The organism is Haloferax mediterranei ATCC 33500 (genome assembly GCF_000306765.2).
Lineage (GTDB): Archaea > Halobacteriota > Halobacteria > Halobacteriales > Haloferacaceae > Haloferax > Haloferax mediterranei.
The window spans coordinates 154,341-177,281 of record NC_017944.1; the positions used below are offsets into that span (position 1 = coordinate 154,341).

At 55.8% G+C, this 22,941-nt stretch carries 20 protein-coding genes; 9 read left to right on the forward strand and 11 right to left on the reverse strand.

From position 1 onward, the window contains the following. Positions 1-48 precede the first annotated feature (48 nt). Positions 49-1,473: a pectate lyase family protein gene (locus tag HFX_RS17445; RefSeq protein ID WP_004060983.1), complete on the forward strand. Its 1,425-nt coding sequence runs from the start codon at positions 49-51 to the stop codon at positions 1,471-1,473. Positions 1,474-1,507: 34 nt separating this feature from the next. On the opposite strand, the gene HFX_RS17450 is transcribed toward HFX_RS17445, so the two are convergent. Further along, the gene (locus tag HFX_RS17450) at positions 1,508-2,176 is read right to left on the reverse strand and encodes a helix-turn-helix domain-containing protein (protein ID WP_014732766.1); all 669 of its coding nucleotides are present in this window, start codon (positions 2,174-2,176) and stop codon (positions 1,508-1,510) included. 167 nt (positions 2,177-2,343) lie between these two features. Between HFX_RS17450 and HFX_RS17455 the strand changes: the two genes are divergently transcribed. From HFX_RS17455 to HFX_RS17465, 3 genes are all read left to right on the forward strand, one after another. Beyond that, positions 2,344-3,375: a glycosyltransferase family 2 protein gene (locus tag HFX_RS17455; protein ID WP_004060981.1), complete on the forward strand. Its 1,032-nt coding sequence runs from the start codon at positions 2,344-2,346 to the stop codon at positions 3,373-3,375. A 258-nt stretch (positions 3,376-3,633) separates the two neighbouring features. Continuing rightward, on the forward strand, positions 3,634-5,115 hold the full coding sequence (locus HFX_RS17460) for a right-handed parallel beta-helix repeat-containing protein (protein WP_004060980.1): 1,482 nt from the start codon (positions 3,634-3,636) through the stop codon (positions 5,113-5,115). A gap of 61 nt (positions 5,116-5,176) precedes the next feature. After that, on the forward strand, positions 5,177-6,406 hold the full coding sequence (locus HFX_RS17465) for a glycosyltransferase (protein WP_004060979.1): 1,230 nt from the start codon (positions 5,177-5,179) through the stop codon (positions 6,404-6,406). 125 nt (positions 6,407-6,531) lie between these two features. Here HFX_RS17465 and HFX_RS17470 read toward each other — a convergent pair whose 3' ends face one another. Next, complete coding sequence (locus tag HFX_RS17470) at positions 6,532-9,087, reverse strand: oligosaccharide flippase family protein (protein ID WP_231512970.1); 2,556 nt, start codon at positions 9,085-9,087, stop codon at positions 6,532-6,534. A 162-nt stretch (positions 9,088-9,249) separates the two neighbouring features. After that, positions 9,250-9,612, reverse strand: a complete 363-nt coding sequence (locus HFX_RS17475) for a hypothetical protein (protein ID WP_004060977.1) — start codon at positions 9,610-9,612, stop codon at positions 9,250-9,252. A gap of 321 nt (positions 9,613-9,933) precedes the next feature. On the opposite strand from HFX_RS17475, the gene HFX_RS17480 reads away from it, so the two are divergent. Beyond that, positions 9,934-10,848 (forward strand): glycosyltransferase family 2 protein, encoded by a 915-nt coding sequence (locus tag HFX_RS17480; RefSeq protein WP_004060976.1) that lies wholly within the window; start codon positions 9,934-9,936, stop codon positions 10,846-10,848. A gap of 37 nt (positions 10,849-10,885) precedes the next feature. Here HFX_RS17480 and HFX_RS17485 read toward each other — a convergent pair whose 3' ends face one another. From HFX_RS17485 to HFX_RS17500, 4 genes are all read right to left on the reverse strand, one after another. Next, the gene (locus HFX_RS17485; RefSeq protein ID WP_231512969.1) at positions 10,886-12,007 is read right to left on the reverse strand and encodes a helix-turn-helix transcriptional regulator; all 1,122 of its coding nucleotides are present in this window, start codon (positions 12,005-12,007) and stop codon (positions 10,886-10,888) included. A 563-nt stretch (positions 12,008-12,570) separates the two neighbouring features. Then, positions 12,571-13,173: a DUF7344 domain-containing protein gene (locus HFX_RS17490; protein WP_004060974.1), complete on the reverse strand. Its 603-nt coding sequence runs from the start codon at positions 13,171-13,173 to the stop codon at positions 12,571-12,573. Between the two features lie 261 nt (positions 13,174-13,434). Continuing rightward, on the reverse strand, positions 13,435-14,424 hold the full coding sequence (locus HFX_RS17495) for a Gfo/Idh/MocA family protein (RefSeq protein WP_004060973.1): 990 nt from the start codon (positions 14,422-14,424) through the stop codon (positions 13,435-13,437). Continuing rightward, positions 14,417-15,559, reverse strand: coding sequence for a DegT/DnrJ/EryC1/StrS family aminotransferase (locus tag HFX_RS17500; protein ID WP_004060972.1), 1,143 nt, complete (start codon positions 15,557-15,559; stop codon positions 14,417-14,419). Before HFX_RS17500 ends, HFX_RS17495 begins: the two co-directional genes overlap by 8 nt. A gap of 252 nt (positions 15,560-15,811) precedes the next feature. Between HFX_RS17500 and HFX_RS17505 the strand changes: the two genes are divergently transcribed. Continuing rightward, a complete protein-coding gene (locus HFX_RS17505) occupies positions 15,812-16,423 on the forward strand; it encodes a DUF7344 domain-containing protein (RefSeq protein ID WP_004060971.1) in 612 nt (203 codons plus the stop codon). Between the two features lie 216 nt (positions 16,424-16,639). After that, positions 16,640-16,801 carry a hypothetical protein gene (locus tag HFX_RS19835; RefSeq protein WP_155844701.1) on the forward strand — a complete coding sequence of 54 codons (162 nt, stop codon included), beginning with the start codon at positions 16,640-16,642 and terminating at the stop codon, positions 16,799-16,801. 161 nt (positions 16,802-16,962) lie between these two features. Here the strand turns inward: HFX_RS19835 and HFX_RS17510 are convergent, their stop codons facing one another. After that, positions 16,963-17,223 carry a helix-turn-helix transcriptional regulator gene (locus HFX_RS17510; RefSeq protein ID WP_004060970.1) on the reverse strand — a complete coding sequence of 87 codons (261 nt, stop codon included), beginning with the start codon at positions 17,221-17,223 and terminating at the stop codon, positions 16,963-16,965. A gap of 670 nt (positions 17,224-17,893) precedes the next feature. Then, complete coding sequence (locus HFX_RS20575; protein ID WP_320066531.1) at positions 17,894-18,634, reverse strand: helix-turn-helix domain-containing protein; 741 nt, start codon at positions 18,632-18,634, stop codon at positions 17,894-17,896. Between the two features lie 285 nt (positions 18,635-18,919). On the opposite strand from HFX_RS20575, the gene HFX_RS17520 reads away from it, so the two are divergent. After that, entirely contained in the window at positions 18,920-19,537 is a 618-nt protein-coding gene (locus HFX_RS17520) for a SprT-like domain-containing protein (RefSeq protein ID WP_049917572.1), read from the forward strand. 32 nt (positions 19,538-19,569) lie between these two features. On the opposite strand, the gene HFX_RS17525 is transcribed toward HFX_RS17520, so the two are convergent. Together HFX_RS17525 and HFX_RS17530 are read right to left on the reverse strand one after the other, a co-directional pair. Further along, entirely contained in the window at positions 19,570-19,764 is a 195-nt protein-coding gene (locus tag HFX_RS17525) for a hypothetical protein (protein WP_014732770.1), read from the reverse strand. A gap of 444 nt (positions 19,765-20,208) precedes the next feature. Then, positions 20,209-22,125: an archaea-specific SMC-related protein gene (locus tag HFX_RS17530; protein ID WP_004060966.1), complete on the reverse strand. Its 1,917-nt coding sequence runs from the start codon at positions 22,123-22,125 to the stop codon at positions 20,209-20,211. Positions 22,126-22,227: 102 nt separating this feature from the next. Between HFX_RS17530 and rdfA the strand changes: the two genes are divergently transcribed. Continuing rightward, positions 22,228-22,824 carry a rod-determining factor RdfA gene (rdfA, locus tag HFX_RS17535; RefSeq protein ID WP_004060965.1) on the forward strand — a complete coding sequence of 199 codons (597 nt, stop codon included), beginning with the start codon at positions 22,228-22,230 and terminating at the stop codon, positions 22,822-22,824. Positions 22,825-22,941 lie beyond the last annotated feature (117 nt).

Genomic DNA, 22,941 nt, shown 5'->3' on the forward strand with positions numbered 1-22,941 from the left:
CGGCAAGCACTGAAAGGAATTGGAGGTGCACTCGCAACATGCTCATTCGTGGGGACGGCCGCAGCGGACGACGGCCGGGTAAACATCGTCGATGAAGGTGCGGACCCGACAGGACAGAAATCTATCAATCCGATCTTAGAATCGATTCCTTGTGACGACGGGACGACGCTCTACTTCCCGGACGGCACATATATGATGGACGATATGTTCCGACACACCAAGTTCAAAGGATTCGAACTTCGTGGGGAAAACGCGACTATCGTCCCGGCTTCCGACTACGACGGTCGGTGGTTATTCAAACTGGGAACGTACACTCATCCGGGTGAAGACCTCACCGTCGAGGGCTTTACCTTCGACTTCACCGAAGACAACACGGGACTTCGTGTCGTACAGGCACAGGTCAAAGACGGCCTACTCGCCCGAAACCTCACCGTCAGTGGACAACACGACAGCGGAAAATACGGCCCGTTCTTGTTCGATATTACCGGTTCATCCGGTCTCGGGACGATACAGAACATTCACATTCCGTACGGGGGCGAATTCTCGAAGAACACGCCGGGGGACATCTCCGTTGGACCGACAGGGATTCTCGTCTCTCCGTACCACCACGGTAAACTCTGGGTTCGGAATTGTGAGGTTGGCCCGTGGCCGGACAACGGACTCTACTGTTCGACTGACGACGGCCGCGTCGTTGTCAAAGGGGGCTCCTACAAGAACAGTAACATCGCAAACATCCGACTCTCCGGCGACTACAGTTCCGTCCACAATGCGACAGTCATCGTCAACCACCAACGCGACGGAGACACGAACCAGCGCGGGATTCGCCTCGACGGTGGTAAGTACAACTGGGTCGAAAACACCGAGGTACACCTCAAGAAACCCAATGGACGGGCAGTCAGTATCCAAAATGACGTCGAGTGGGCACGGGTTCAGAATTCGAACATCACCGTCGAAGGCGACGTTCCCACGAGAGCCATCACGGTGTCACCAGACGTGGGGAAAGTCGACATCTTAAACAGCGAAATCGAGTTCAACACCCCAGGACAGGCGATCCATATCCAAGGGCCAACCGGTGCAGATGCTCCACCGGTGGTCGTCCAAGAGACGAACGTCACCGGAAGCGGCGATGGCTCCTGCGGGCGTCACGCCGTCCGCGCAGAACGCGGAAACTGTACCTTTGACCGCCTCGACATCAAACAAACTGGCGACGATTACCGTCGAGGTATCAAAATCATCGGTGACGGCTGTACAATGGTCTGGGGAGACGTCACTACGTCGCACACGCCAATCGTCAACGACGCCGACGAGACCGAGTTCCGCAGCATCACCGCCAAGTCGCTCGACGGCTTCGAGGGGATGAAAATACTCGATGGGTCCGAGAACGTCAAACTCGTCGAATCGGAGATCTACAACGGGACTACGGAACGTGGGAACGTCGATGTCCTTTACGAGGACAATTTGTTCCGCCGATAGTAGTTTCTGACCGGGTCTCACGTCCATTCGTACTTCACGGGGACAAGGTTGTCTCAATAAGTCGACTCACAGCACGGCGAATTCGCTGTGAGACTCCCGATTTCGAGATACCGAGGCGGTCTGCGAGTTCTCTTTGTGAAGCTTTCCGGGGAACGTCGAAGTATCCGTTCCGATAGGCAACCAGCAGTACTTCGTGCTGACTCGGGAGAAGCATCGTCTCGGCACCAACGTCGGTGTCGCGGGCGATGTGAAGCCGTTTGACGCGAAACGTGATGTCGTGGTCGTGGTAGTACGATTGTACCCGATGCAACGCGGAGTGAACGGGGAGATGCAGCTGGATAAACCACGAATTGCGCTTGTATCGAATAGAGAGGACTTGCACACCCATCTCAGTCGTCGATGGGGGAACCAAAGAGACGCCATCCGCGAAGCGAACCCGAAATCGATGGTTGTCGCCGATATCTCCGAGGAACTCTACCTCAGCGACTGTCGGATCGGACTCGAAAGCAGCCACCAACGACTCGCGGTCACCGTCCTCAACGATAACAAACGCGCAATCCCACCCCTGTTCTTCAGTCGGTTGGAACTCTATTTCCAACACTTCAGAACGATTCGTGGTAAATGACGAGAGCACCAACTGTGGGTCATCGAGACAGATTTCGAGGTAGATCGGTCGGGAATCTACCTCATGTCTCACGTTCATCGATATCTTTCCGTACCCGACGGCGACAAGTTATTATGTAGATGGTAAAACACGAATGGCGGAACAAAGGGGGCTTTGTGCGCATCAATTCCGAGCAGTTACATCGCCTATCATGCACATAATAACGACCCCAAAGCGACCACCCAGCGGTAGAGCTTTCCACGACAATGTACAAAGACAAATCGACCGCCGTCGTCGTGCCAGCGTATAACGAAGAGGGATACGTCGGCGAGGTCATCGACACGATGCCCTCGTTCGTCGACGTGGCATACGTCATCGACGACGGCTCCACCGACGGAACGTGGGACGAGATACAGCGGCACGCCGAAGCGTTCAATACCGAACACTCTCCGGAATCCCCCGACTACGACGATGTTATCGTGCCCATCCAGCACGACGAAAACCGCGGAGTCGGTGGAGCGCTCAAGACGGGATACCTCCACGCCCTCGAAGACAAAGTCGATATTACGGCCGTCCTCGGCGGCGACGGGCAGATGGACCCTGACGAACTAGCGAAGTACCTCGACCCTATCGCCGAGGGTGATGCGGACTACGCGAAAGGGAACCGCTTTATGAAGCGCGAAGACCTCGATGCAATGCCGGGATTCCGTCTCGTTGGTAACTCGATTCTCTCGTATTTGACGAAGATTGCGAGCGGGTACTGGAAGACGATGGACCCGCAAAACGGGTACACGGCCATCTCATACGAGGCGTTGAAGCAGGCCGACATCGAAAACATGTACGAGTATTACGGCTACTGCAACGACCTCCTCGTCAAACTGAACGTCGAAAACCTTCGGGTCGCCGACGTTGCGTGTTCGTCGACCTACCTATACGACGACGACTGGAAGAGCCACATCGACTACGGAGAGTACATCCCGCGTGTGTCGTGTATGCTGCTCAAAAACTACTTCTGGCGGGTGAAAAACAAATACCTGCTTCGGGACTTCCACCCACTGGCGGCATTCTATCTACTCGGAACTGCCGTCTCGGGTGTCGCATTCATGGGCCTCGTCGCGATGGGTCTAACGAGCAACGGCGACAAGCCCACCGGAATCGGAAACTGGATACTCGGTCTCCTGTTTGGGGTTGCGTTCCTCCTCCTTGGGGTTGTCTTCGACCACGGGGCCAACGAAACACTCGAGATTCAGGTCGACGACGAGACGTACGACACCACCGTCACCAACCACGAGCAGTAATAGTACAGTCTTCTTGAATGTCTTCTTTTCCAGATAGTATTTAAAACAATTCATATGTGAAGCGGGGTGCATTGAACCCCTAGGTGCGTATCCTCAGATGTGAAACGAACAAAGACAAACACCACCTTTGGGGAAAGGGGGGATGAGATTACGAACGGGCCGAAAATCAACAGGCGGACGTACATACAGGGTGCCACCGGCACTCTCGCAGTGGGAGGATATGTGTTCCACCCAGTCAACAACGTACGGGCAAGTTCGATGAGCGTTGAGATTCCACAAACGTACCTCGACCGGTTCGAGAATATCGTGAACGTAGTTGAGGCGGGTGCCGACGCAACCGGGAACGTCCCAATCGACGATGTTCTCTCACAGAACGTCGGGAACGACACACTATTTGTCTTCCCTGAAGGTCGGTACCTGATGAACCAACAACTCCGGGAGACGGGGTTCGAGAACCTCGGCTTCTACGGACCGAATGCGACCGTCACACATGGAACAATCGACGCAATTGAGGACAAGATCGTGACTGCAGGTGAGTTCTCGGGACCGTCACGGTTCTTCCGACTTGGCGTCATTTACGCACCCGGGCGTGACCTCCTCTTCGAGGGGTTAACCTTCGATTTCACTGCCCCACAGTCGGGGATTCGGGCTATCGAGGCCTACGTCACTGACGGATTGGAAGTCCGTGACATCACCATCACCGGACAACACGACACCGGAACTTTCGGCCCGGCGCTTTTCAGTGTAACCGCGGCAAACGGGACTGGAATCATTGAGCGATTCAAAGCACCCGATGGTGCTGCGTACACCGAAGACACGATTGGGGATATTGATCTCGGCCCAACTGGGATGCTCATCGACCCTTACAGCGCCGGAACGCTCCGAATCGTCGACTGCGAACTCGGTCGATTCCCCGACAACGGTCTCTACGTCTCCGGCGCGAACGGAACGGTCCACGTCGAAGGCGGAACATATAAGAACAGTTCCATCAGTTCGGTTCGCCTCAAAGGGTACGGAAGCAGTGTTCGTGGCACGACGGTCGTTATCGACGAGTTTGTTCAGGGAATTAGTCAGCGAGGCATTCGTCTCGACGACGGGTCGAACCTTCGAATCGAAGATACCACAGTATCAATCACCGGCCCGATAGAAGATGCCATTCGCGTCCTCAACGACGTTGAGACCGCAGCAATCCGGGACTGCGACATCGTCTTAAACGACGACGGGGGATGTGCGCGTGGTATCCAGATTACCCCGGACGCCGGGCGCGTCGAAATCCTCGACTCCACTATCGAGATTGAGGGGTCAAACTTCGCGGTGTACGTCCAGGGACGCAACGTCACCGAGGACTCGACGGTACTGATGAAGAACATCTCAATCACCGGGCCGGCACCCGGAGAGACGGCCCGCGAAGCACTTCGCATCGAACGTGCAAACGGTCGGTTCGAGAACCTCGCTATCGACCAACCCGGCGAGGACTACCGGCGCTGTGCCGAGATTCTGGCCGACGACAACCTGTTCGTCGGCGGTACCTACAAATCGACGCACCACCCGTTCATCAACAAGGGCAACCGGACGCGCTTCGACGATATCACCGCGCAGTCGTACAGCGGGCGACAGGCTATCAAACTGTACAGCGAGGGCACCGACGTAGTCATCATGGACTCGGTCCTCTACGGAGGGTACACCGACAAGGGCGCAGAAGGGTTCGTGGTCGACAACACCGAAATGCCCCCGGCCTGAGGTGGGGAAGGACTTACCCACCCGATAATCTTGAGGGCGGACTTCGAACGAACCCCAACGCATGGACCACGACCGATTGGCCGATATGGACCTTCTCGTCATCTCACACGGGTACAAACACTTCGTCAAATCGCAGGTCGACGTACTCGCGGACTACGTCAACTCCATCCACGTCTGCGTCAGATACAACTGGTTCGCGGACGTGGCGTCGCGCCTACCGATAGACGGCGGCGAAGGATTCGGAAAGGACGCGAAAATCGCCCAGACGGGCGTTCCAAACAACGTCCACGTCATCGAGACACCGCTTTTGTATCTCCCGTTGGACATCCAGCGCGAGCATCTCCTCGGACAACAGCACGTCCGGAAAGTCCGGAACCAACTCAAATCGTACCCCGTCTCGTTCGACCTGATTCACTGCCACATGTCGTGGACATCCGGATACGTCGGGGCACGCCTGAAAGACGAACTCGACATTCCGTACGTCCTGACCGTCCACGCGAACCGTGACTGGTTCGAGTCACAACTCCAATCCGGCAACGAGCGACTGTACGAGGCGTGGGCCGAAGCCGACCGACTCATCCGCGTCAATCGCCGCGACCGCTCGAAACTCGAACCCTACAACGACGACGTGGTCCACATCCCCAACGGGTACGACACGGATATTTTCGAACGAATTCCCACGTCGAAAGCCCGCGAGAGACTCGGCGTCGACGCCGACACCCCCCTCGTATTCGCGCTCGGGACGTTGAAGCCGCGAAAAGGGTTCCAGCACTTGATGCGTGCGATGACGCGAGTTCACGAATCCGAACCGGAGGCACGACTCGTCATCGGCGGGCAGGGAGGGATGCAAGACGAACTCGAATCGCTCGCCGAAGAGTTGGGCATCGACGACCAGACCGACCTGCTCGGATACGTCGAATCGGAGACGCTGAACGACTGGATGAACGCCGCCGACCTGTTCGTCCTCCCGAGTTACAGCGAAAGTTTCGGTGTCGTTCAACTGGAGGCGATGGCCTGCGGGACGCCCGTCGTGGCAACCAAAAACGGCGGGAGCGAGGAGGTCATTGCGAGCGACGACTACGGATTACTCGTCGAGGGACCCGAGTCACACGATGAACTCGCCGACGCCGTGGTCAGGGCGCTCCACCGAGACTGGAACGCCGATGCCATCGAGGCGTACGCGAACGAGTTCACGTGGGAGAACGTCTGTGAAGAGATAGCCGACCTCTACGTCGAAGTCCTCGAAGCAGACGAAGAACGCAAAGATCAAACCGTCACGATGAGCCACTAATCCCCACCGCGTTTCATCGTACCCTCCATTTTAGCCACCGTCGTTCCCGACGGGCGTCCGGAAGAACCAATCGGGAACAGTGTAGCGCCGAGTACGAGAAAGTGGAGATAGTCGAACGTCGGCCACTAGAGTGCGTTTCGACCAGCGAGTACGGCAACACCGACGAAAAGAGCCGAATGGAACAACGGAATCCCACTCGTTGGCGTCCACAGTGAACCCAGCCAATCGACCAGAGACATCGACTGGACCATCAACAGTGCCGGCCCGTCGTTGGTTGAACTCGTGTTCTCGCTGGTTGTCGTCCCGTCTGTCGGTGTCTCAGTCGACCGAGTCGTTGTGGTCGTCGTCTCTGTCGATGTCTCAGTTGTCGTCGAGGCTGTTGACGTGACTGTCGTCGTTTCGGTCGTCGTTGTGGTTGTGTCGTTTTCCGGCGTGTCCGTCGTCGTTGCTGTCGTTGTCGTCGTCTCGGCGGGCGTATCTGTTGTCGTGGTCGTACCGTTCGTCGGCGTGTTAGTCGGCGTCGTCGTGTCAGTCGGCGTCGTTGTGCCGTTTTCCGGCGTGTCAGTCGGCGTCGTCGTCGTATTGTTCGTCGGTGTCTCCGTCGTCGTTGTCGTCGTATTGTTCGTCGGTGTCTCCGTCGTCGTTGTCGTCGTGTTGTTCGTCGGTGTCTCCGCCGTCGTTGTCGTCGTGTTGTTCGTCGGTGTCTCCGTCGTCGTGTTGTTCCCAGGTGTGACTGCTGTAGTTGTGTTATTACCTGGTGTGTTCGTCGTGGTTGTCGGACTCGGTGCATTGTCATTGTCATCGTCGTCATCATCGTCACCACCACCGAAGAACCATCCTCCGCCGTCGTCGGACTCGGTTGTCGTCGTCGAATTCGTCGGCGAGTCCGTAGCTGACCCAGTCGGTGTTGGGGAGGCGGTTTCGGTCGCCGGGGCATCGGTTGTAACCGGTATCGGCGTGTCCGTAACGGGGACTGGAGTATTTACATCGGGGACTGGAGAGTCGCCGTCAAGAGACGGACCAATATCGACTCCGGGGACGCCCACGGCGAGTGCGACCCCCGAAATCGAAAGGAGGACACCGAAGATGAGAAGGATACGCTGGAGCGTATTCTCGTTCCACTTACTCCACGACGCCTGCTCCCGTGACGGTGTCCTATCGTCGCTGGTGCCGTCCCGGCGTGCTCGCGCGGCAGCGGCGTACGGCCCCACAAAACCGGGAAGCGATTCCATCACGTCCAGCGCCTCGTCGACGCTGACCGCACCAATCATAAACGCCACCGTCACGAAAACGAGAAGCCCCGTCGGTGGGACGACGATAAGGGCGGTGAGACTGTTTTGGATGGTCATCGAGAGAAGGACGATAGGAACGCCAGCGATGAATCCCGTTGCGACCACACGACCGAGTCGAGCATCCGAGAACGGCTTGAATCCGATGTGTCGAGCGCTCAGAAGATTAAAAACCGGAAGTGACGAGTAGCCGGTTGTCGTTGCAATTGCCGCACCGATAATGCCGTATCGCGGAATCAAAAACGCGTTCAACCCGAGGTTCAGCATCGCCGCAGCACCGGTTGCGGCGATGAGCGGCTTCATGTCTCCTTTCGCGTGGCTAATCGTGAGAATCGGTCTGACAACTGCGAATCCGATAGTCCCCGGCAGGAGAATAAGAAGCGGTGTGACGACCGGCATCGACCCGTCGCCAAGATAAAGCGGGACGAAGTCCTTCGCCAGCGCCCCCAGTCCGAGCGACAACAGGAGGACGATGAGCATTCCATAGCGCGTGACCCGCGACGCAATCTCGTTGATCTGGTCGATGCGGTCTTCGGCCCAGAGGTCGGAAACAGACTGAATGAGCATCGACTGAATCGAGCGGGGAATTACCCAGAGGAGTTGGCTAATGACCAGCGCGGACTTATAGTATCCAACTTGCGTCTCAGTGACGTACGACGCGAGCATCAGCACGTCGACGTGGTACATCGACGTGAGAAACAGCATGTAAACCACCGACAGATGGTTGAAATTAAACAGCTCCTTGGTCGGGAATCCCTCCGGTGTCGTAGAGAATACGCCGCGAAGCGAGATACTGGTTCGGAGCCACCACAGCGCGAGCAACGCGACGAGCGTGTTGACGACGATGAGACCAACCATCAGTCCCCCAATCTCGAATCCGAGGGAGGCGATACCGATGAGTGTGATTCGGGTGCCGACCTTGTTGAGCACACGCAGCGGCTCCGAGCGGTGCTCTTGCTTGAGACCCATCAAGGAGCGACGGGAGTATTCACGGAACTGTGTCGCGATGGTCAGCCCGGCCAACCCATAGAATCCGATCACGTACTTCTGACCGAGATACTGAGAGACGAGACCAAAGCTGGCTGCAGCGGCGAACGCGACCGCCGTCAACACCGCAAGGACGGTCCCGAGACGAAAGTAGTAGCCGAATACGTGCGTCTTCCAATTGTGGAACGGGCGTTCTTCGGCGAGGTACTTTTTAGCACCGCTGTTGATACCTGAACTCATCAGGATAGTTGAGATACCGAACACTGCGGTGAGGGTGCTGTAGCGCCCGTAGAGTTCGAAACCCAGAGTCGTAATAAAAATCGGCGTCAGGACCACCGAAGACAGCACGATGAAGATGCGCCCCCCGGCGATAGAGAGAAACGCGGTGACCATATTCCGGTTCATCGGCGCACGCCTCCCGCGTCACTCTGAAACCGTGTACTTGACTGCTCAGTGTGCGCGTCATGACCTCTCATTGACTTCACAATGCGCGCGCCCTGACAGCGCATCAGTCGCTGGCCGCTTGTTGTCCGGTGATTCACGTACATAATAAACGAATGAGGAGCGTCAGTTAGCCGACGCTCGCTTGCTTCCAATCGAGTTCCCTGGGAGCGTCACGTCCATCTGCTCGGTGTACGCCGCGTCGATATTCGACGTGTTCGACGTATTCGACGTGGTGGTCGTGTTCGACGTGGACTCGTTTCCGCCCGAGTCTGTCGATTCATTGTAAGTGGTCGTATCCGAGTCGGTCGTATCGGCGGTCGCCGGCGAAGTAGTCGTGACTACTCCCGTCGTTTCGACGGTGGTTGCGTTGGTGTGTGTCTCACCAGTGTCATCCCCAGCGGGTGACGAACAACCGGCCGTCGTCATCAGAAGGGCGACGAGGAGGGCAATACTGGCGCGTTTCAGTGCTCGTGTTGAGATGTCCATTTCCAACCCAGACGGGACATCACACCCACCCCTCGTTATTATCGTGTACGTAGATACTGCTTATCAGCCGGATAATGCGGAACAACAGACGAGGGCCACATCAAAACGGGACACGAGTGCACGCGCGAAAAACGATTGACTGCGAATTCTCACGCTTGGTACTCACGTATCCACTTGTTGTCAGGGAGGTCACAAGCTACAGGGCTGTAGTCGACTCCTTGCCGAGCGAAATCACACGAGCGTAGCTGCGATTTCGTCGACAGATGCTGTTACCAGACCGATAATAAAGCAACTCCAACGCGGAGTAACAGTCGATACTCGATGCCGACAGTGAGCGTCATCATTCCCACGTACAACCGAGCAGAAGTCCTCCCGCGCGCCATCGACAGCGCTCTCGACCAAACGCTGTCGGATGTCGAGGTAATCGTCATCGACGACGCCTCCACGGACGACACGGAAACAGTGGTAACCTCGTACGACGAGCCACGAGTAACCTACCTCGCCCACGAGACGAACCGCGGCGGAAGCGCCGCCCGCAACACCGGAATCGAGGTCGCGACGGGTGACTATATCGCGCTTCTCGACTCCGACGATGAGTGGGCACCGACAAAACTCGAACGGCAGGTAGAGACGTTAGAACAGCGGTCCAGTGAATGGGTCGCCGCCTACTGTGGAACAACCCTCATCGACGACGAAGGGGCTAATCCCGTCTGGGAACGAATCAAGTCATTCGTGGGACTCCACAGCGCAAAGGAGGGGAGAGAAGGCGGCGAAGAACTCGTCAAAGAGGTCCTCATGGAGAATCTCCACACCAGCGCCGGGTCGACACTCATCGTCGACTCCGATGTCGTGGACCAAATCGGCGGTTTCGACGAATCGTTCGACCGGTATCAGGACACCGAGTTCCTCATTCGCGTGCTCAAACAGGGGAAACTCGCTTACATCGACGAACCCCTCTTACGACGGTATCCCTCCGGAGGGCCGAGTGCAGATTCAGTCCGGCAGGCGAACACCCATTACCTGCGGACGTTCGCCGAGGACGTTGTCGAACTAGAAACGCGTGGATACGACGTCACGGGGATACATCAGTACGCACTCGCCTCGCTCTACCTGCGCGAAGGTCGGTTCAACCGCGGACTCGCGTACCTTCGCGCTGGTCAGACACCCGGCCTGCGGCAGCTTCCCGGACTTCTCTACACTGTCTGTACCGGCATCCAAACGAGACTCACAGACTGAGATTGTGACGACCGCGTCGGCCGAAACCACCGAACAATCACTCGTCAAACGGTGATTTAGCACCCTCGGGCATCGCCCCCGCCTCGGCGACGATATTCTGCCGTCCGACGCTGATCTTTTCTACCATCCCGTTGTCGCTCATCTTCGAGAGTAATCGACTGACCTTGGATTTTGACCAGTTCGTTCGTTCGACGATTGTGCTCTGATAGACCCACCCGTCGTTCTCCCGGAGCAGTTTGAGTACTTTTTCTTCACCGGTCGAAGTTCGCTGTGACGCCTGCTGAGATTCGAGTCGGTCGAATTTTTGTGCGGCAGACGGACGAGACGGGGAGGACTCCGATTCAGAGTTAGACTCCGGGGCAGGGTCGGATTCAGGTTCAAATCCAGGCACCACCGTTACGATGACCGCAAAGAGCGACTCAATCTTCGAGAACCACGACGAGATTGTCCCCTCCAACTGGTACCGCGACGAGGCGAAGAACCATCGCCCACAGACCGTGAGGATACCGAAGAGCGTCCCACTAGCGAACAAGAGCATCGGCGTCGTCGTACCGTCGCTCGTTTCCGTTCCCAGTCTCGTCTCAAAACCGTCGCTCAACCCGTCACCGTCCGTATCGGCATCGACGAAACTACTGTTGTGTTTGTACTCATACGAATCGCTAAGCCCGTCGCCGTCGGTATCAGCGGTCGCATCCTTTGGCGGCGACCCGTGCTCGACTTCGACGCCGTCGGGGATGCCGTCGTCGTCGGTGTCGGGGTCAGTCGGTGACAGCGACCTGGACAACTCGGCAGCGTCAGTCAAGTTATCGGCGTCAGTATCAGCTTTCGCTGGTGATGTGCCGTAATTTATTACTTCAGCGCCATCTCCGAGGCTGTCGTTGTCGGTGTCCATGAGAAACATCGACGAATTGTTCGCCAACTCGTTTGCGTTCGTGAGTTTGTCGCCGTCGATGTCGCCATCCTTCCGAATAATCGAGATGTTGATGGTGTCGGTGCCGAGTTTCTTGGGCTCCGCCGGAAATTCATCCCAGAGGACGACCGTGATGTTGTTTGAACCCTCGAACGAAGAGAGATTGTCGTAGTCAAACGTCGCGGTTCGGTTACTGGGGTTCAGCTCCTTGTACTGACAGGCGGCTGTCTGGCCAGTTTCGTTTTGCACGCATACCTTGTAGAAGCTCGACTCGTTAGAGGCATTAAATCTCACCACGAGCGTGTTTGGTTGCGACTCCCAAAGGAACGTTGACCTACCCGTCTCTTTAGCCGGAACCGTATCCGTAAATTCCCCTTCGACGAATACCTCGTGGTCGGTGGTGTCGTTCGAACCAGCAACGGCCACAGGAACGATAGCCGCGACGGCTACGAACACAGTCACCAGAAGAAGGGCCTTAGTTCGAGACATCATCACAGGACCGGAGTTCTAGGTGGGTGTAGCCACTGAAAGCGAGACACTGAGTCGCTCCGCTCACAGTGGTTTGCGGGGCAACTCTGTCCGAGTCTCGACTGATATGGGAGCACGTGGCTGTATTCATGGGATTCAGTTGTGTATTATTTGATAGACTTTGCTTCACCAATATGAATCTCACGGCAGATAGAAGAGAAAAAGCCGATGACAGAGAACATCAAGGGTTCAATGAAATTCGTCGACCACAACCAAATCACACAGCATACACAGTTTGAACTGGACGAGTGATTCAGGATACAAGGATGCAGTGCAGTAGGACGCTATTTGTCGTCAGCCATCTTGAGGTCGTCCATGACCTGACAGAAAGTAAGCGCCGTATAGACGCTCATGACTGCAAGAGCAATAAACAGATGAGGTAGCGAGCCAACCACAGGAAGGTTGAGACCCGAACCGCCGATAAGAAGAGCACTCATCCCAGAAACAGCAAGATAGTATGTTCCCCACGGACGGCCAGTGGTGGAAGTATCGTCGTCGGTATCGTCTTCCGGTTTCTCAAGGTACTTGATGAGTTCGTCTGCGAGTGGATTCTTCTTGACGATGCCTCGGCTTTGGTTATACTCAATAACACCCTGTTCGTCTAGCTTCGGCAGGTGTGCTTGATACAGAGCGATGTACACGCGCTGGCGCTGGTCGGACATAAGCGCCTGCACCGTCGTATCGTGTTCCCACGCAGCGACTTGTTCTGCGATATCTCGCATTTGAACTGAGCCTTCACAGTCACGCAAGTATTTGAGCACGTTTCGACGGCGTTCATTCTGAAGAAGATGGTATATCTCGTCCTTTCCGAGTTCTTGTTTCTGCTCGTCCGTGGTCACTTGTTGGTCGATGAGCGAATTGTCAGGACTGTTGACCTGGGTGGACATTCTCGCTCCAACCGTTATTTCGACCCCAAATAAATCGCGGACTTCGTTCCGGATAGTCCGAACTGTTGTGAACCGTTTAGCACATCACTAAGGGAATCCCATCAGTTTAGCAACTGTTTCAGGCGGTTTAACCACACATAATCAGCAGACATCACGATTGTCTGATTTCAAACATATGTCTGACAGAGAGGTCGAGAGCCTCACTGAAGTCCACCCATGTACGGTCATGAAGTAAGAAACACCCAACGACCAACAACCATCTCACCTCGCTCCGGCAACCACCTCACGCGTGCTATCAGTGTCAGACTGGGCCTCCTCATCGAGCGCTTTCGTCAACTCCAGCACTCGGAGCCCCTGCTCTCCGTCGACGACCGGTTTTGAACCCGTCTTCGCGGCGTTAGCGAACGACCGAAGCTCACTCATCAGAGGTTCGGCCTGATCGACGTTCAGCGTCTCGACGAGATTCTTATGACGGTGACGGACGGGCGACCCACCGTCGATATGCGTGGGAACCGACGAACGGTGAATCTCGATATTCTGGTCGATGTAGTCCACCTTCACTCGGCACTCTGCCGCAGAGATGGTGAGAGTTCTGACTTTCTCTTGGGTGACGCGACTCGTCGTGAGCGACGCCGTCACCCCGGAATCGAACCGGAGGTTCGCGTTGGCGTAACGGCAGTCGGGCGTTCCGACCGCGTTATACGAATCGACTTCGCTGTCGACAATATCCAAGACGATATCGAGGTCGTGAATCATCAGGTCCATGATGACCGTGTCGTCGATGGCACGGTCGATCGGCGGGCCGAGTCGTTCAGTCGAGATGCCGCGGATGGTGAGTTCACCGGCGAAATCACGGAGGACCTGTACTGCGGGGTTGAACCGTTCGATATGCCCGACCTGCAATACGAGGTTACGGTTATCTGCAATATCGATGAGTTCCTGTCCATTAGCAGGGTCGTCGACAAACGGCTTCTCGACGAGGACGTGAACGTCCGATTCGAGTGCACGCTTGGCGTTCTGATAATGGAACTGCGTCGGGACGGCGACCGAAACGACATCCGCCGTGTCGAGGAGGTCTTCCATCGAACAAGCGGTTGTCTCGTAGTTGTCGGCCACGGCTTCAGCACGGTCATTGTCGACATCGAAGACGCCGACGAGATTCGTCTCCGACAGTTCGTCGTACACGCGAGCGTGGTTTTGGCCCATGCTTCCAACGCCGATGACACCGGCGTTCACGGTATTGTTAGTCATTGGTCACCTCCATCGTGGAACGAGAAGCGTCTGCGGGCGGAGTGATAGTTACCTCATCCCGGAGAACGGTCCCAACCCGTTCGATTTGATCCGTACTGAGGGCAGGGTGGACTGGAATCGAAAGCGCCTGCTCGGAAACCTGTTCTGCGACGGGCACACTCGCGTCTACGTCGTCGTAGGCAGGTTGGTTGTGGATACAGCGCGGATAATAGATTCCGTACCCGACACCGTATTCGTCGAGTTGTTCAGTCACTGAATCGCGGTTATCCACGCGAATCGTGTACTGGTGGTAGGAGTGCTGGTAGCCATCGGGAACCGTCGGTGTGACAGCCGCCGTCTCCGCAAGGAACTCATCGAGACGTGCCGCATTTTCACGGCGAGCCTCGACGAACCCGGGAAGTCGGTCGAGCTGAGACCGACCCATGGCGGCGGCGATGCTCGTCATTCGGAAGTTGTGGCCGAGCGAGACGTGCCGGTAGCCGTCGGACTCGCGGCCGTGGTTGATGAAACTTGCCGCACGTGCTGCGATGTCTTCGTCGTCGGTAGTGACCATACCACCTTCGCCGGTGGTCATGTTCTTCGTCGGGTAGAACGAGAAGCTCGCAACATCACCGAGCGAACCGACCGGCGTGTCGAAGTACATCGCACCGTGTGCCTGTGCCGCGTCCTCGACGATAGTCACGTCGTACTCATCAGCGATGGTACGGAGTCTGTCCATCGGGGCCGGCAGGCCGTAGAGGTGGACAACGACCATTGCCTCAACGTCGCCATCGAGGGATTCGAGTGTCTCCTCGACGTGGTCAGGGTCAACGTTGAATGTGTCAGGGTCGATGTCCGCGAACACCGGTTCCGCTCCCGTAAAGCGAATTGCGTTCGCCGTTGCAACAAACGAGAAGGGTGTCGTGAGGACCCTGTCGCCGGGACCGACGCCAACGGCTTCGAGAGCCGTGTGTAGCGCAGTGGTTCCGTTCGACGTGGCGACGCCGTGGTCAGCGCCGCAGTATTCCGTGAATTCAGCTTCGAACTCACGAACTTCGGGACCGTCTGCAATCATTCCCGACTCAACGACCGACTCGATACGCGTGAGCTCTTCGTCGCCGAGAATCGGATTGGCGATGTGGATGTCTTCGCTCATCGGTCACTCTCATCGACGATGTTCGATTTCATCGCGTCACAGTAGGACAACGGCTTGTCATCGGCCTGGGTTCGGTGTGTACCTCTCATAGTAGTCGTGCGGTCCAAATGCCGCTGTATGAGGGCAGACGCTATCACTGCATTATTATGAGTCAGATAAGCTATCTCAAACACGAACTAGGTTGATTCCGACCGCTCACGGGGGTGAGACACCCGGGTTTTATTTTTATAGGTTCCGTAGCGGCACGTGTCAATGGCACCATCGTGGGGGCCGAGTGGTCCAGGCGACACTGGAGAAGACGCTGGTCCAACACTCGACGACAGACCTGGTCTCGGTGGCGTTACCGAGACACGGCGCCGCAACACCATCGTTTCATTGGTCAACAACCGCCATCAGTCACCATACACAATTGGCGAACTGACTGTCGACCTCGCAGCGTGGTTCCGAGACGAGACCGATGGGATGGTCCCCACCGACGAGGAGATTCATAGTATCCTCTATGATTTTGACCTTCCTCATCTCGACTCGACGAACCAAGTGGTATTCGACCGAGAGACAGGCTGCGTCTGCTCGATGAACACGAGCGACCGAACCGCAGGGAAGACGTTCGACGAAGAGACGGCCGAAACTAAATGCACTACTGAGACAGCCACCAACGGAGACGGGGGCTCCGAGGTGGATATATTGAACACAGAGCGTGTTCAGTTGTCGGTAAAACAACTGGTGAACTTCAGCGTCTTGCTCTTCGGGGTGATGTGTACCGCCATTACCGCATCGAGTTCGAGTCCCTTCGATACGCCCTGTACACTTGTTCCTGCAGTGCTTGTCGTCTGTTTTTTCGGCTACCGCGGAGCCACTTACTAGTGGCACCATTTGAAACCCGCCGATGGCACACTTAAGACAGAACGTTCCACGAGCGGGCCGTATAACAGTTGCACCCCCGCTTATGGCACCAGTAAATGTGAACTAACTACCATATAAGGAAATGGTGAAAAAGCCAACAAATTATCATGAATGACTCAGGGATAACTGCGCGTATCGACCCACAAACCGATAGTCCCGGGAGGAAAGAATAAGCCCATGTTCACAGGACAGTTCGTCCCCGTGAGCGCCGTGTTCGTCGGGCTTGCCGTGGTCACGTCGGGACTGGGGCACGCGAGTCAAATCAGCCTCTCACTGGTGTGGGCGCGACGGTTCGTTTTCCTCTTTCTGCTTTGTGGGACGATAACCCTCACGCTCTGATAGTCCGCCGTAGTGTTCGAGACGGCCGCGTTCGTGTCGGTCACATTTGCGGCCAACCATCGAACCGCATTGTTACGCGTTGGGGTTAGCATCAACTGGGGAATACACGGTAGGTGACGTAGAACGAAGTCGAGAAAGCGAACGGTTCGCGTGTCCCGCAGTCACGTCTCGCGGTTCTGTGGGAGGACGACACATTTTCCGGGGCCGAGTCGATGTCGTTCGATGCGACCCTGTGTCTCCATTCGACAGAGCGTTCGACTGATTGTTGAGTCAGACCAACGAGTACGTTCGACCAACGTTGCTTGCGGGAGTCGACCGCCTTCGATAATAAGCAGTTGCAAGATTCGACGCTCGGGGTTGAGGAGTTCCGGGTCGACGCCGAGGAGCGGATTATCAAGGTCAGGGTCGTCAGTTCGAGGCAAACTATCGCGACAGTCGTCAGTCTCATTCAGACGAGTAACAGAACCGTCGGTTGCCGTTCGAACGTCCCTTGCTGACCCAGGTGCCGTCGAATCAATAGCTGATGCTCCAGTTAATCCCTGACTGAATCGAGTCCAAAGCGGTACAGCGAGTCCGCGAAGGATACGCCTGCAATATGCGAAACAGAGGGACAACAAAGATTGGCAATAGTTGACAATTCCACCCTCAGACCCTGGCCTGTCGAGTGTTGGAGTCGAAGACTGGGAGTCGTTTTGGCTTCTATTCTTCATAAACTAGTATCTCACTCATGATGTTGCGCTTTCTGCCAGCGGTGTCTGATAGGTGATACGTAATCACGTTTCGTCTGAGCACGTCAACGTATCGATTGGGTTGCGATACAGCCAATCACGTATCGTAACGTGACTGGTACGGAAAGAATGGCTGCCCTCCTGAGCGAACACTGTCGAACGCCGGGGAAGTCGGCATGCAAAGGGGACGCACGGAACATCGGATGTTCAGTCGGTCCGAGCGTACGTTTGAAGGTTGCTTTCCACTGGGCCCCGCTCACAGTGAGAGGTAGGGTTGCGAGTCTGTCACCCGAGTTCAGGCACCCATTCCGGGTTCACTACTCTGTGTTATTGACATTGAACTTCTGGTTGCTATTGCAAGGTGTCAGAAGGGAAACTCCATCGTAGAACATTCGAGGAGTGTATTCTGAACAAGCCGCTCGTGGCCTCTACGGAGGCGTTGAGACGTTGCTTGATGAGAGATACCAAATCTGTTTGCGAGCTCATTTATATTTGTTTTGCGCGGTACGCTGTAGTAGCCCTCATTAAAAGCAGTCATCAGTGTGTGATGCTGTGCTTCGGTAAGACCAAATCGAGTGGGGCACGAAATATCTCCACAGTCGACGACAGATTCGACAGTGTGCGTAAGACCGGCGCGTCGCCACACATCGGTCAACGTCCCGAGTGCGTCGCGGTCTTCCGCCAGTACACGCAGTGCCCACTCACCGTCTTGTCCGTGTGCACCAACCACGCTTAACTGGTCGTCGACGAAGATACGCATAAATTCGTCTGTAGCCGGATTGAGGTGGACGCGGTAAACGCTTCTATTTTTCGAGGAGAAAAAACACGAAGGGTCAGAAATACTCGGGTCCTCGCGTAGCCATGGCTCGACAGAGGTGGGGTCAGCACCGTGAAACCACAACAACGGTGCCATGGTACCACGGTCAACCTGAATAGACCGGAGCGGCCAAACTTCAAGGGCCGAGGTCCGAGAGAGTACTTCTTCAAGAACGAACACGGACGCAGGGACACGAAGGGTAGCAACGCTGCTCATACCAGCGTACCGACTCCAACATACCTTATTATCGGGCAAGTAAGTATTGGCTGAAGCAGTAGAACCAGCCATTTAATATCCGTTATCACGAGGAACGCCAGAATGCATTTACACCAGGTATACCGCCGAAAACAGGTATTGTGAGCCATCAAAAGCAGTGGTTTGACCTCGCTCAGAGGTACTTCCACAGCTTAGAGTAAACAGGAGATAACAGCAGGGGCTATGGCGTAGTTAGTCGTGAGTGCAGCCCCTGGACTAACAACAACACTCGTGGTCAATATGGCAGCCGCCAGACAGCAGAAACACGACGATGAACAAAACATCCATGATACCAGACTCCGAACTACGGGTCGAAACGTGGCACACGACGACAGCGGGTCCACAGATGGGTACAACGTCATTGGGTCGCACGACGAGTTGGTTCGCTGGTCGCGTGCGTACTGCACTCGTGCGGTGGATAGGTACGATTTCAGCGTCGACGTAACCCTCGTCCAGTGGGAAGTATCAACCCGGGCAAAACGGAGAGCAGCAGCAGTAAAGACACCGAACGTTGATGGCACAACCGTCGGTAAGCCGATAGATTGGACAACTCGTTCTATCGGAGGTGCTACCACAACACCGCCAGCGTGTACCATGTCTCTTTCGTGGCGGGCGTTCGAGTCCTTCGACCGAGACGAGTGGGCCGCAACGCTCCGACACGAACTTGTCCACGTCGAGCAGTTCCAGACGTTTGGCGCAACTGACCATGGACCGTCATTCAGGCGACGTGCCGAGTCAGTCGACGCACCGATTCGCGTTCGTCGATTTACCGACCCAAAGTATGTGCTCAGCTGTGGTGACTGCGGTACCGACGTTGCCTATCGGTACCGCGACTGCAAACTGGTTCGGGAGTCGTCAGCGTACCGGTCGGCGTGCTGTGGGGCAATACTGGACTGTCGGACAGAGAGGGAGACGAACGATAACGACGCAACATAGGGAAGAAAAGTAGAGAGTGACCGCAAGGAGAGTTACCGGGCCGGAGGGTGTTCTCGTGCCTCTCGAATCGCAATGAACGCGATGACAAGAACGAATACGAGAGCCACGAAGAATTCGATACCGGGGACAACACCCGAGACAGTCCAGACGTACACGTCTTCGACGCCTAAAATGAGGAACAACACGAGGAGAATCGCAACGCCAGTCCGGCCGATGTCGAGTTCCATATAGAGATATTCACTGCGCAGCCACATAAGGATTGGATAGATAGACAGTAACAACCAAATTATACTATTGATAGTAGCTACTAAAATAAAGTATTAAGCTACGTCCAGCACGAGGACTACATAATATTGAGAGGAATAGACACATCAGCAGACCGCTGTAATAATATTTTTGATATTTGTTGCCATATATGCAAAGTGCAACGCACGGATGCCGACTCCCCAGATATGACAGCACATACCAACTCATTACCGACCAATGCGAATATAAACCGATTTGATAGGTGTCTACAAATGGGAAATACGAGTATCTCCCTATTGACGGAACGGTATATACCACAGGTGTATGATAGTTATATTACACCGATACATCTGTAACGATCATCGACTTCCAATGAATTCGATTACAGACGGGGACAATAGATCCCGAGAGATTCCGTCTCTCGGTTAGATTTCGGTGATTCGTTCGTGAGCGTCGTCGAGTGCGGAAGCGTCTTCGGGCAGCAGCGCCACGACAACGTACTCGGCGTGTTCGTGGACGTACTCGACGAGGGAGGCGATTCGCTCGGAGTCGATTGCCTCCAGCGAGTCGAGCAGCATGAACGGGAGTTGTTCGGCCACGTCGTGGACGAGGTACCCGGCGAGACCGAACACCAGTCCGATGACCTCGCGCTCACTCTCACTCAGGTGGTCAACCGTATCCTCGTAGACGGACCCGGACTCGGTCTGTCTGACGATGTGGAGGTTGAACTCGCGGTTATCGCGGGACGCGCCACGGCCGGTCTGTTCTTGGTGAATCCGCTCGATCCACACCCGTTCGATGTTCTCGTATTGAAGAATGTCGAGAACGCGCTCCATGTGGTCGTTGAACGCGTCGACCGCCTCCGCTTCGATTCGGTCAATTCGACCCCGGAGTTCTCGAATTTCGTCGTCGATTTCCGCACGGCGGGCTTCGAACTCGGCGAGTTCCTCCTTCCGTGTCTGCGCCTCGTTTAGGCGGTCGCGAACGCGCTGGCGCTCGGATTCGAGGCGGTCACATTCGAGCTCCGCGCGGTTCGCTTTCGAGTGAAGTTCGACCAGTTCGTCGGTTTCGTCGTCGACATCCTCGGCTTCCTCCTCGACGGCGGCAACCTCCTCGCGCAGTTCCTCTTGCCGGGATTCGAGGTCCTCGATACGGTCGGCCGTCTCTTTCCGTTCGGCGATTGTCTGTTCGAGTCGGGAAGACAGCTCTCGGCGTCGGTTTCGGCGCTCTTCGATGGAATCGACTCGTGACGAGAGTTCGTCAATCTCCTCGCGGGCCGACCGGCGTTCCGCCGCAAGCGTTGCGCGGTAGTCCTGAAGATGCTCGACGGTTGCTTCGATTGTCTCCTGTGAGACCTCGGAGCCACAGGTCCAACAGACGATTTGGTCGTCACCGAGGAGTTGGTCGGTGACGTTTCCGTTTTCGTCGTCTCGCAGCGCACTCGCCACACCCGTGTTGCTGCCGGAGAGCATCGACTCGTTCGCGCGGACGATGTTTTGAATCTCGTTCATCTGCGATTCGAGTTCGCGGACGCGCTCGCGACGCGACTCCAATCGAGATTCGAGTTCTTCCGGAGAGTCGGTCGTCTCGTCGGGCAGTTCGTCGAGCGCTTCACGAATATCTGCTTCGTCGTCTCGAAGTGCTTCGAGACTCTGTCGCTCCGTTTCGAGTCGGAAACGAACGTTTTCGAGCGTCGAACGGAGTTCGTTAAGTTGGTCAAGAAGTTCGTCGTCGCCATCATCGGACCGCTCTGCGGTCTCGATTTCTGCTTCGAGTTCTTCGAGTCGCTCGTGGGCCTGTTCTATCTTATTGTCGAGTTCGGCCTCTCGCTGCTCCAGATTCGCGATGGTCTGGTCGATGTTATCGCTCTCACGCAGTTTGCTGTCGATTTTTCGGCGTTCAGCCTCCAACTGCGTAATCTTCGCTTCGATAGCGGTGGTGTCGACGGGACGCATGATGAGTTCACGCAGGTCGTCCCCTCGCTCGACCGCACGACGTGCCTCGTTCGACTCCAGAAGGAATGCAAAGAGGTCGGCAAGTTCCGGGTCAGAAAGATACGGGTTACCGCTCGTAACGACGTTCGAGCCCTGTCGTTTGAGGACGCGAGTGTACGTCTCATCGCCGAATGTCAGGCTGACTTCGCCCTCGTCAGCATCCGCCTTCAGCGATGCTGTATCGCTCCCGAGTGCGGCCATCAACGCCTGTAAGAACGAAGTACGGTTAGTGGCATTTCGGCCCACGAGAATCGTGATGCCGGGTTCGAATTCGACACTCGTGTCTTCGATTCCGCCAATGTTTCGCGCTTCGACGGTAACGCCGGTAGCGCGACTCGTGACAGTCATAGCGTGATACAATAATCCGATTCAGATAATGGTTCGGATTCGATTACACCCGTATTGATGTAATGGAAACCATTATGGATGCGGTTCTCTTTCTACTCACATATGCCTGATAATCGACCGAATCCAACTAACTCGAAGGTCGGCCGCCTCATCGAATCGTACGGGTTAGACGGACTCGGTGAAGAGCTTGAAGAACGATGGACGGCTGACGAGGATTCCGACAGTCTTCGAACGCTCGCAGACGTGTTCAACAACGAACTGCTCAAGGTTGCAGCGATAGACGCCGGGTTGGACCTCCTCAACGGCGAAGTGGAGACGTTGTACGACGCCCTGACTGAAGATGCCGCAACGGGTGCCGAACGAACGCGGGCGCGTGGACGGCTCGAACGAGCCGGTATCGATGTAGATAGTCTGCAACAGGACTTCGTCTCGCATCAGGCGATTCACACCTATCTGACTTCGTACCGGGGAGCCTCCAAAGAACGAAAGCGGAGTGACCCGACAGAACGAGTCCAGCGACTCCGTGGCCGTCTCGCTGCAGTCACCGAAAGTGCACTGGACTCCACGGCGAATCGCGGGGACTTAGTCGTCGGCTCACCCGAAGTGCTCGTCGACGTGCAAGTGTTCTGTGCCGACTGTGGGAGCCAGTATGGATTCGACGAACTCGTTGAACGCGGAGGGTGTGACTGCGAGCAGTAATCCAAAAACTAGCAATACCGAAAACGGATTTGTATTAGATGTCCAACTAGTGTGAATCCAAACGGGACGAGGACGGGACTGATTTTTAGCATCCAGTGGGAACCTTTTATAAACTAG

What these genes read in the sequence shown, in the direction of transcription:
- HFX_RS17490 (WP_004060974.1), bottom strand. Translation starts at nt 13,173, where the DNA reads ATGTCCACCCAGGTCAACAGTCCTGACAATTCGCTCATCGACCAACAA.
- HFX_RS17460 (WP_004060980.1), top strand. Translation starts at nt 3,634, where the DNA reads ATGAGCGTTGAGATTCCACAAACGTACCTCGACCGGTTCGAGAATATC.
- HFX_RS17525 (WP_014732770.1), bottom strand. Translation starts at nt 19,764, where the DNA reads ATGGAACTCGACATCGGCCGGACTGGCGTTGCGATTCTCCTCGTGTTG.
- HFX_RS19835 (WP_155844701.1), top strand. Translation starts at nt 16,640, where the DNA reads ATGTTCACAGGACAGTTCGTCCCCGTGAGCGCCGTGTTCGTCGGGCTT.
- HFX_RS17455 (WP_004060981.1), top strand. Translation starts at nt 2,344, where the DNA reads ATGTACAAAGACAAATCGACCGCCGTCGTCGTGCCAGCGTATAACGAA.
- HFX_RS17500 (WP_004060972.1), bottom strand. Translation starts at nt 15,559, where the DNA reads ATGAGCGAAGACATCCACATCGCCAATCCGATTCTCGGCGACGAAGAG.
- rdfA (WP_004060965.1), top strand. Translation starts at nt 22,228, where the DNA reads ATGCCTGATAATCGACCGAATCCAACTAACTCGAAGGTCGGCCGCCTC.
- HFX_RS20575 (WP_320066531.1), bottom strand. Translation starts at nt 18,634, where the DNA reads ATGGCTGGTTCTACTGCTTCAGCCAATACTTACTTGCCCGATAATAAG.
- HFX_RS17505 (WP_004060971.1), top strand. Translation starts at nt 15,812, where the DNA reads ATGGCACCATCGTGGGGGCCGAGTGGTCCAGGCGACACTGGAGAAGAC.
- HFX_RS17480 (WP_004060976.1), top strand. Translation starts at nt 9,934, where the DNA reads ATGCCGACAGTGAGCGTCATCATTCCCACGTACAACCGAGCAGAAGTC.
- HFX_RS17495 (WP_004060973.1), bottom strand. Translation starts at nt 14,424, where the DNA reads ATGACTAACAATACCGTGAACGCCGGTGTCATCGGCGTTGGAAGCATG.
- HFX_RS17450 (WP_014732766.1), bottom strand. Translation starts at nt 2,176, where the DNA reads ATGAACGTGAGACATGAGGTAGATTCCCGACCGATCTACCTCGAAATC.
- HFX_RS17530 (WP_004060966.1), bottom strand. Translation starts at nt 22,125, where the DNA reads ATGACTGTCACGAGTCGCGCTACCGGCGTTACCGTCGAAGCGCGAAAC.
- HFX_RS17465 (WP_004060979.1), top strand. Translation starts at nt 5,177, where the DNA reads ATGGACCACGACCGATTGGCCGATATGGACCTTCTCGTCATCTCACAC.
- HFX_RS17475 (WP_004060977.1), bottom strand. Translation starts at nt 9,612, where the DNA reads ATGGACATCTCAACACGAGCACTGAAACGCGCCAGTATTGCCCTCCTC.
- HFX_RS17470 (WP_231512970.1), bottom strand. Translation starts at nt 9,087, where the DNA reads ATGAACCGGAATATGGTCACCGCGTTTCTCTCTATCGCCGGGGGGCGC.